Here is a 7,639-nt window from a genome sequence, read left to right as displayed (position 1 = left end):
CTCAATAGCGAACTTTACAATCTTATCATCTACAGAACCGCCACCTTCAACATCGACCTTCATCAACTTAGATGCATAATTCAAAGCAGACCGGGCGGCACGTGCTCTACTCAAGGATCTGCTACGACATAGATCCTCTAACTCACGTAAAGTATCCTCCAAAACTACAAATTCCACTTTGCCCAACCTTTCCTTCAACAATTCAAAATTTACAATCGGTCTGCTGACTATATGAATAAGAAAACTTGTATCAAGTAATACTGTAACCATATTTATCGAAGAATACCGAGCCCTATCAATCTCCATCGATCACCGATCCTACGGCTGATCGCAGCCCGGCTACCCTCGCTCGCACAGACGGGATGTCTTAACTTCACTTCCACAGTATCTTCCCTTACTGAAGAGGCTGTACCGAGTGTCACAGCGGTACCGACGTTTAAGCGTAAAGCTTCACCAATTTTTATCTTCTCTACCTTTACCAATTCTTGTGTACCTATGGCAGCTTCAAAGAGTTTTGTATCCATGCTGAATGAATATAAAGTATCGGGGAGCTCACCGGGTCTGCCCACTACGGAGCCTATCAATGAGTCGCTCTTCGTTAAAGCGGGATCCAACATCGTACCAACAGCTACTAACCCTCCAGGTTTTACTTGATTCATGAAACCTGCACTTGTAACCAGACTTGAAATTTTAGTCCGTAATGGTTCATACTTTGATGTATTTGGATTCAAAATACCCGGTCTTAATTCTATTTCATCGCCCACTCTCAACACGCCTTGAATTAAGGTACCGCCCACTACACCACCCTTCAGAGCATCGATCGATGTGCCCGGTTTATTCACATCGAACGATCGTAAGATCTGCATCAATGGTTTAGCGTTAGGATCTCTCTTTGGTACAGGTATATACTCTACGATCATACCGATTACCGCATCTATATTCAACCTCCGTTGAGCAGAAATGGGTATTATGGGTAGATCGCTCGAAAGGGTTTGGTTTATGAACGATTTGATATCTCTATAATTCGCTCTAGCTTCATCATCACTCACCAAATCTACTTTATTCTGAATAACGATGATATGCTTCATCTCCAACATCTTTAAGGCGAAGAGGTGCTCACGAGTCTGTGGTTGAGGGACTTTCTCATTGGCGGCGATTACAAGGAGCGCACCATCCATGACCGCAGCGCCAGAGAGCATATTCGCCATCAAACTCTCATGGCCTGGACAATCTACGAAGCTTACAACACGTATGAGCTTGGCTTCAGTACCACAACTAGGGCACTTGGGAGAATTGGTGTAGCAATCGGGTGGAGGGCACGATTCACATTTGTAAAAGGCTGCATCGGCATAGCCTACTTTGATCGTAATTCCACGCTTCAACTCTTCACTGTGGGCACTCGTCCATATACCCGTGATGGCCTCTACCAAGGTGGTCTTACCATGGTCCACGTGGCCCGTAGTTCCAACATTGAGTTCGGGTTGAGATGGAAGATCGTATCTTCTGGATGATTCTGGCATAACAATTTGGTTTGGGTAAGGGATAGATAATAGCTTTTAGGTTTATGACGTTAAAGATCATATCATCATAGATATAGATGGGTTAAATCTTGATCTTATGCTAGGCGATCATCTTTTAACTGAGCCTGCTCTATAATCAGATCGATATGATCTACTTAGATAATGCGGAAACTACGATGGTAGATCCACTCGTCGTTGATGTTATGAAAGAGTACATGCTAGAGAAGTATGGAGTCCCACGTGGGGAGTTCGGCCATCTGTTGGAAGATGAAGCGAATGAAGCTATAGAGAAGGCCCGCGAAACTATCGCGAAGAAGATACATGCACGTGCTGATGAAATCATCTTCACATCGGGCGGGACCGAGAGTAACAACCTTGCCATTAAAGGAGTTATGTATTCCAATCAATATAAAGGGAAGCGAATCATAGTATCTAAGATCGAGCATAGATCTGTACTCGATGTAGTAAAGAGTTTAAGTGAGGAAGGCTTCGAGCCGATCTATTTGAATGTGGATAGTGAAGGTTTCATAGACTTCGATTCATTAAGGAGGGATATCATTGGTACTCGGTTGGTATCGATACAACATGCCAATCAAGAAATCGGTACGATTCAAGATATTAAAGCGATCGGGGAGTTATGTAGAGAGAAGAATATTCTATTCCATTGTGATGCGGTACAGTCATTCATGAAGGAGCCTATAGATGTGGAGAAGATGGGGGTCGATCTGATGTCTCTATCTTCACATTTAATCCACGGGCCGAAGGGTGTTGGTGCCTTATATGTAAGGGAGGGTATTTCACTAAAACCCCTCATATTGGGCGATGGAAGAGAGCGCGGCCTTAGAGCGGGGACTCCGAACCTACCCGGAATCGTAGGGTTTGCTAAAGCTACCGAGTTGATAAATGATGGCGATGTGGCGAGGATGAGGAGTCTGAGGGATCGGCTCATCGAGGATCTTCTCGATATCGAGGCTACAAAGCTCAATGGGCCATTAGGTGATAGAAGGTTGTGCAATAATGTGAATATCACATTCAAGTATGTAGAGGGCGAGGCCATTTTAATGCATGCAAACTTAGAAGGCTTGATCATCAGTACGGGTTCCGCATGCTACAGCCAAGGTTTAGAACCGAGCCACGTGATCCGTGCTATTGGTGGTACGTATGAAGACTCACACGGCTCTATAAGGTTAAGTTTAAGTAAGTGGACGAGCGAAGAAGAGGTGAAGTCTACAGTAGATATTATTAGGAGGGCCGTGGAAAAGTTAAGGAGGCTCAGCCCGTTGGCAAGGAGGTGATAGGTTTGGATATAGAGGAAAAGGTGGCAAAGCGTCTGGGCTATACCGATCTAGTTATAGAACATTTTAAAAATCCACGAAATATGGGCAGGATGGATGACGCTACCACCTCTGCAAAGGTAGGTAGTGTTGCATGTGGCGATCTTATAAAGATCTATCTAAAGATCGATGAAAAGACCAAGCGTATAGAGAAGAGCTCGTTCGAATCCTATGGTTGTGCTGCCAATATAGCTACGAGCTCCGTACTGACGGAGATGGTAAAAGGAAAGACAATCGAGGAGGCTAGAAAGATAACCTTCAACGATATCGCCCAGGCTTTAGGAGGATTACCGAGGATCAAGATGCACTGTGCAGTCTTATCGAGGCAAGGTCTAGAGGCTGCACTCTTAAAGTATGAAATAAAAAGTGGTCAGAAGATCCTCGATAAATCTCTCGTTGAAAGGTTGTTGAGGGGTGTATTGGACCCGGTCATGGGTACAGATATCATAAGTGCGGGTTTGGTGAAGGATGTTAAAGTCGAAGGGAAGAAGGTTAATATTACATTAAAGGCTTCCGGAGATGTTGGGAAGATGATTCAGGATGATATCAAGGAGGCTTTTGAAGGGCTTGATATCGAAATGAACTTTCATTTAATTAGCTAATAGCTAATGATAAATATATCGAGATAGTTTCGAACCTTACAGCATGATTTAGCCCAGCAATCCTCGATAAGGTATATTACCCCCTCATCGCTATATATATGGAGCCTTGGGCATAATCGGAAGCTTATACCGAAGGATCTGGGGCATGATCTTTCATAAACCTACAAATTTTAGTTGGTTGATCGAAGGTAAGTTGGCTGGTAGTGGATATCCTACCTCTAAAAGAGAGCTGGATTGGTTGAAGGGGCAGGGGATAAGGGCGATCCTCAGCCTAACCGAAAGACCTCTGCCCGATAAATGGATTCAGAATTCCGACTTTAATTACCTTCACATCCCAATACCCAATAAGCGTGCAACATCGATCGAAGAGATCCATAGAGCAGTAAAATTTATAAAATCTCAAATCTCTAATGGGCTCCCTGTTCTGGTCCACTGCGCCGCTGGACAAGGGAGGACTGGGATGATACTCGCAGCCTACTTTGTTAATACTTCTTCGATGAAGCCTGATGAGGCGATAAAATTTATCAGAAGGGTCCGACCGGGATCGGTAGAGAATGTAGAGCAGGTAGAGGCGGTCCACAAATATTACGAGATGCTCAAGTATTTAGATTCTGATGATCAGGGTCGACGGTAGATAAAATTTTATTCACTTCTTTGAGCATCGTTATCAATTTGTCATATTTGGCCCTTTCACATCGAGTACTTCTATGCTTCAGTACTTCAGGATTCAGTGTCGAATTTTTTAAGAAAAAAATTATTTTTTCTTGCACACTTGACACTGAATCTAACACCACCCCACTTTCATCTACATTTAGCAAAAAGGTTTTTTAATATCTATAAACACTTAAAGTTATGCGCAGAGACTTCGATCCACAGAAGTTCATCGATGATGCAATACTTAAGATAAGGCATGAAGTTGGTAATCAAAAGGCCGTCGTGGCGTTATCTGGTGGTGTAGATAGCTCCGTAACCGCCGAGCTCGGCCATAGAGCTTTGGGGAATAACCTTATTGCCGTCTTTTTGGATGATGGTCTGATGAGAGAGGGTGAACCCGAGAGTGTTGTGAGAATATTTAGAGAGAGGGGTTTGAATGTACAACTCCGTGATGTACGTGAAATATTCTTAAATGCATTGAAAGGTATTGTAAATCCGGAGGATAAAAGGAAGGCTTTCCGTGCAACCTTTTACAAAGTATTGGCAGATATTCTTAAAGAGGTCGGTGCTAAATTCTTACTTCAAGGTACGATAGCTGCAGATGTTGTGGAGACCGTGAAGGGTGTAAAGACTCAACATAACGTTCTTAGCCAGATCGGGATCGATCCTATAAAAGAGTATGGATATAAGGTTATCGAACCATTGAGTAGCTTGTATAAGCATCAGGTACGAATGGTCGCTGAAGCTTTAAAACTACCAAGAGCGATCGTGGAGCGCAGACCATTCCCAGGTCCAGGGCTTTCGGTTCGTGTCATTGGTGAGGTGACTGCTGAGAGATTAGAAATTGTGAGGAGGGCGACGAAGATCGTCGAGGAAGAGACCAGCCATATATCATGCTTTCAAGCGTTCGCAGTACTGATGCAAGATAAAGCTACAGGCTTATCCCAGGATGGTGGGAGAAAGTACGGTGAGATCATAGTCGTTAGAATCGTCGATTCGACCGATGCTATGACCGCTGAGCCTTCTCGAATCTCTTGGGATATTCTAGAAAGAATCAGTAGACGAATCACCGAAGCTATACCATCGGTCACCAGAGTCTTATATGATATCACAAGTAAGCCACCAGCGACGATAGAGTTTGAATAGAACCTTCTAAATTTCTCTGCCCAAACCCCATATATAAGATAGGCCTTTCTCTTTGATCGGGCCTTAAATTATTCAATTTTCATTCAATGTAATAAAAGTGTAAATTTTATCAAAGGGATGATTTTATTTCCGCCCTTCGATTCTACAGAAGTCGGTAGACCTCTCTAGAGCATTATTTATTGCGATCTCAGCCATCGTACTACAGTACCGGGCGATCTGTCCTAAGCTCCATACGATCGCCCTTAGATTCATCGCAACATTGACCTGGTCTATCAAATCCTTTTCATCCATTATAGGTTTTGATCTCTTACTGATAGGGGTGAGTTGGTACTTTACCAATATTCGGTTCACCAACTCCCCCTCTCTGATCACAACTTCTTCGACCATATCGATAGCCTGATTTGCTAACCTTATATCTGATGCCAGTAGCGAGTTCATCGCCCGATCATAAACACTTTGAACATAGGTAGCGAATTCGTATATCATATCTAAGATATCTTTATCAATGGCGGGCCCTTTCAAAACCTCCAGCACATTTCTCGCTAGATCTTCTGAATAATCACCGATCTTCTCTAAAACCTTTGCAATCACCCTATTCCCTAGGATCAGTAGGGGCTCCTCGATACCGATCTTCTTCCCTATTTCTTTATTCCTCGCAGCAAGGAGGAGCTGTCTAACCACCAGCCAGTATATTTTATCTATTTCATTCTCCATGTGAATCACCTCCTTCGCCAATTCGACCTTTCTCTCTCTTAATGCCCGAATGGCGGCTTTCTGCATCGATGAAGTTATGATAAAAATTCTTCTTAACAATCCTTCCACGGGGAAACGGGTCGGATCTAAAAAGTTCTGTATCAAAATCTGATTTAAAGTCTGTTCAACTACACTCAATCCAGTAAGTCTTTGGGTCACATTCCTAACTTCTTCAAGGTGTTCACTACTTAAATCCCTCTTGGAAACGATCTGTATGGTATCGTAACCGATTATATAGAGCCCAACGAGTATACGAGTCAACTCTCTAACTCGAGTACATTTATCTGCATCTACAACACACTTTGCAACTTCGACGGGCTCCTTTATAATCCCGGGTATGAGCCTTAGAGTACCGTCACTTTCACGTTTAATAGATATTATATCACCTTGCTTTAATCCCACTTCTTTGACCCAATCTCTCGGTATCGATACGGTAAGTGTAGAAGAGCCCACCCTTTGAACTCTACGTACCTCCATCATACACCATTACCAGGACCTCGAGCATATATATAATATATATGCTAATATAAGTTTTATTTAATCTTCTTCTCTTGGTATCGATGATCTTCTTAGCTATGAAGACATATATACTTAAATTAGGTAAATAGAGGGTATGGATGCACACGAAATTATAGATCTGGCATTAAAGCTCTCTGGTTTCAAAACACTCCCCTCCGATAGTGGTATACACGTGGATGGGAAAGGGATCCAACGTGTATTATTCAGCATCGATGTGAGTACCTCCGAGTTACTCTTGGCGAAGCAGCTGAAGTGTGATGCCGTCATCGGGCACCATCCATTGGGCGATGCACTTGTAAACTTTCATAAAGTCCTAGATAGGCATGTAGACTTCATGGTTCAACACGGTGTACCGTTGGATGTAGCGCGGAGCGCCACGGAAGAGCTAAAGTCAAGAATCATGCTTAGGAGCCATTACGCAAATTATTCGTACATAATCTCAGCCGCTCAGCACCTGAACATCCCACTTCTAAATATACATGTACCCCTTGATGAATTGGGTAGGAGGCTCATTCTTAACCGTCTGACCGATGGTAAGCCGAAGGTCGTTAAAGATATCATAAGGATAATAAGCGATATCGATGAGTTTAAAATCGCTGCTACAAGGCCAGAGTTGATACTGGGCTCGATGGAGGCTCCATGTGAGAAGATGGCTTTAGTCCATGCTGCCGGTACTAATGGTGGATACTCCATCACAAAAGCGTACTTCACTTATGGAGTTAAGACCGTTATATATGTACATTTCGATTATAACGATCTGAAGAGGTTAAAGGATGAAGGTTTGGTAGGTAATCTAATAATCATGGGCCATATCGCTGCAGATTCTGTAGGCATCAATGTATTCATTCGAGAGTTGGTTAAGAAAGGGGTTGAGGTCATTCCGTTGGGTATCTTAGGATATAGAGAGCAGTGAGTGATAAAGACATAAATTTGGATTATACCGATCCGCTATACGCTTTTACGCTTTTACACTTCATACTCTACAATATCATAAAATGATCATGTAATCACACAATACCCATAAACTCCATAAACTCTTCCTTCGTCCTCGGCTCGAGTACATAATTGTACCTACGCTCATGACCTATCGTTGAGGATGGCTTCGATCCAT

The 7,639-nt window shown here is 43.0% G+C and carries 8 protein-coding genes; 5 read left to right on the top strand and 3 right to left on the bottom strand.

All coding sequences use genetic code 11. From position 1 onward, the window contains the following. Window positions 1-270 (bottom strand): hypothetical protein (locus tag NZ896_06015; GenBank protein MCS7117006.1); only part of this gene is annotated, 270 nt, incomplete at its 3' end. A 2-nt stretch (window positions 271-272) separates the two neighbouring features. Beyond that, window positions 273-1,520 (bottom strand): translation initiation factor IF-2 subunit gamma, encoded by a 1,248-nt coding sequence (locus NZ896_06010; protein MCS7117005.1) that lies wholly within the window; start codon window positions 1,518-1,520, stop codon window positions 273-275. Window positions 1,521-1,666: 146 nt separating this feature from the next. Here NZ896_06010 and NZ896_06005 point away from each other — a divergent pair, with 146 nt between their 5' ends. The 4 genes from NZ896_06005 to guaA all read left to right on the top strand — a co-directional run bounded on the left by NZ896_06005 (window position 1,667) and on the right by guaA (window position 5,256). Next, window positions 1,667-2,815 (top strand): cysteine desulfurase, encoded by a 1,149-nt coding sequence (locus NZ896_06005; GenBank protein ID MCS7117004.1) that lies wholly within the window; start codon window positions 1,667-1,669, stop codon window positions 2,813-2,815. A gap of 5 nt (window positions 2,816-2,820) precedes the next feature. After that, entirely contained in the window at window positions 2,821-3,456 is a 636-nt protein-coding gene (locus NZ896_06000; protein MCS7117003.1) for an iron-sulfur cluster assembly scaffold protein, read from the top strand. Window positions 3,457-3,562: 106 nt separating this feature from the next. Next, window positions 3,563-4,090: a dual specificity protein phosphatase 23 gene (locus tag NZ896_05995; GenBank protein ID MCS7117002.1), complete on the top strand. Its 528-nt coding sequence runs from the start codon at window positions 3,563-3,565 to the stop codon at window positions 4,088-4,090. Window positions 4,091-4,308: 218 nt separating this feature from the next. Beyond that, window positions 4,309-5,256 (top strand): glutamine-hydrolyzing GMP synthase, encoded by a 948-nt coding sequence (gene guaA, locus NZ896_05990; protein MCS7117001.1) that lies wholly within the window; start codon window positions 4,309-4,311, stop codon window positions 5,254-5,256. A 123-nt stretch (window positions 5,257-5,379) separates the two neighbouring features. Here guaA and NZ896_05985 read toward each other — a convergent pair whose 3' ends face one another. Continuing rightward, window positions 5,380-6,486, bottom strand: coding sequence for a phosphate uptake regulator PhoU (locus tag NZ896_05985; GenBank protein ID MCS7117000.1), 1,107 nt, complete (start codon window positions 6,484-6,486; stop codon window positions 5,380-5,382). Between the two features lie 136 nt (window positions 6,487-6,622). Here NZ896_05985 and NZ896_05980 point away from each other — a divergent pair, with 136 nt between their 5' ends. Then, window positions 6,623-7,441, top strand: a complete 819-nt coding sequence (locus NZ896_05980) for a hypothetical protein (GenBank protein MCS7116999.1) — start codon at window positions 6,623-6,625, stop codon at window positions 7,439-7,441. Window positions 7,442-7,639: the final 198 nt, after the last annotated feature.

This window comes from Nitrososphaerales archaeon (genome assembly GCA_025058425.1).
Lineage (GTDB): Archaea > Thermoproteota > Nitrososphaeria > Nitrososphaerales > JANXEG01 > JANXEG01.
The sequence above is the reverse complement of the archived record's forward strand: the minus strand, read 5'-3'. Positions and strand labels throughout refer to the sequence as shown.

Excerpts from the sequence above, each read along its gene's own strand:
- NZ896_06010 (MCS7117005.1), bottom strand. The coding sequence starts at position 1,520 with ATGCCAGAATCATCCAGAAGATACGATCTTCCATCTCAACCCGAACTC.
- NZ896_06005 (MCS7117004.1), top strand. The coding sequence starts at position 1,667 with ATGATCTACTTAGATAATGCGGAAACTACGATGGTAGATCCACTCGTC.
- guaA (MCS7117001.1), top strand. The coding sequence starts at position 4,309 with ATGCGCAGAGACTTCGATCCACAGAAGTTCATCGATGATGCAATACTT.
- NZ896_05985 (MCS7117000.1), bottom strand. The coding sequence starts at position 6,486 with ATGGAGGTACGTAGAGTTCAAAGGGTGGGCTCTTCTACACTTACCGTA.
- NZ896_05980 (MCS7116999.1), top strand. The coding sequence starts at position 6,623 with ATGGATGCACACGAAATTATAGATCTGGCATTAAAGCTCTCTGGTTTC.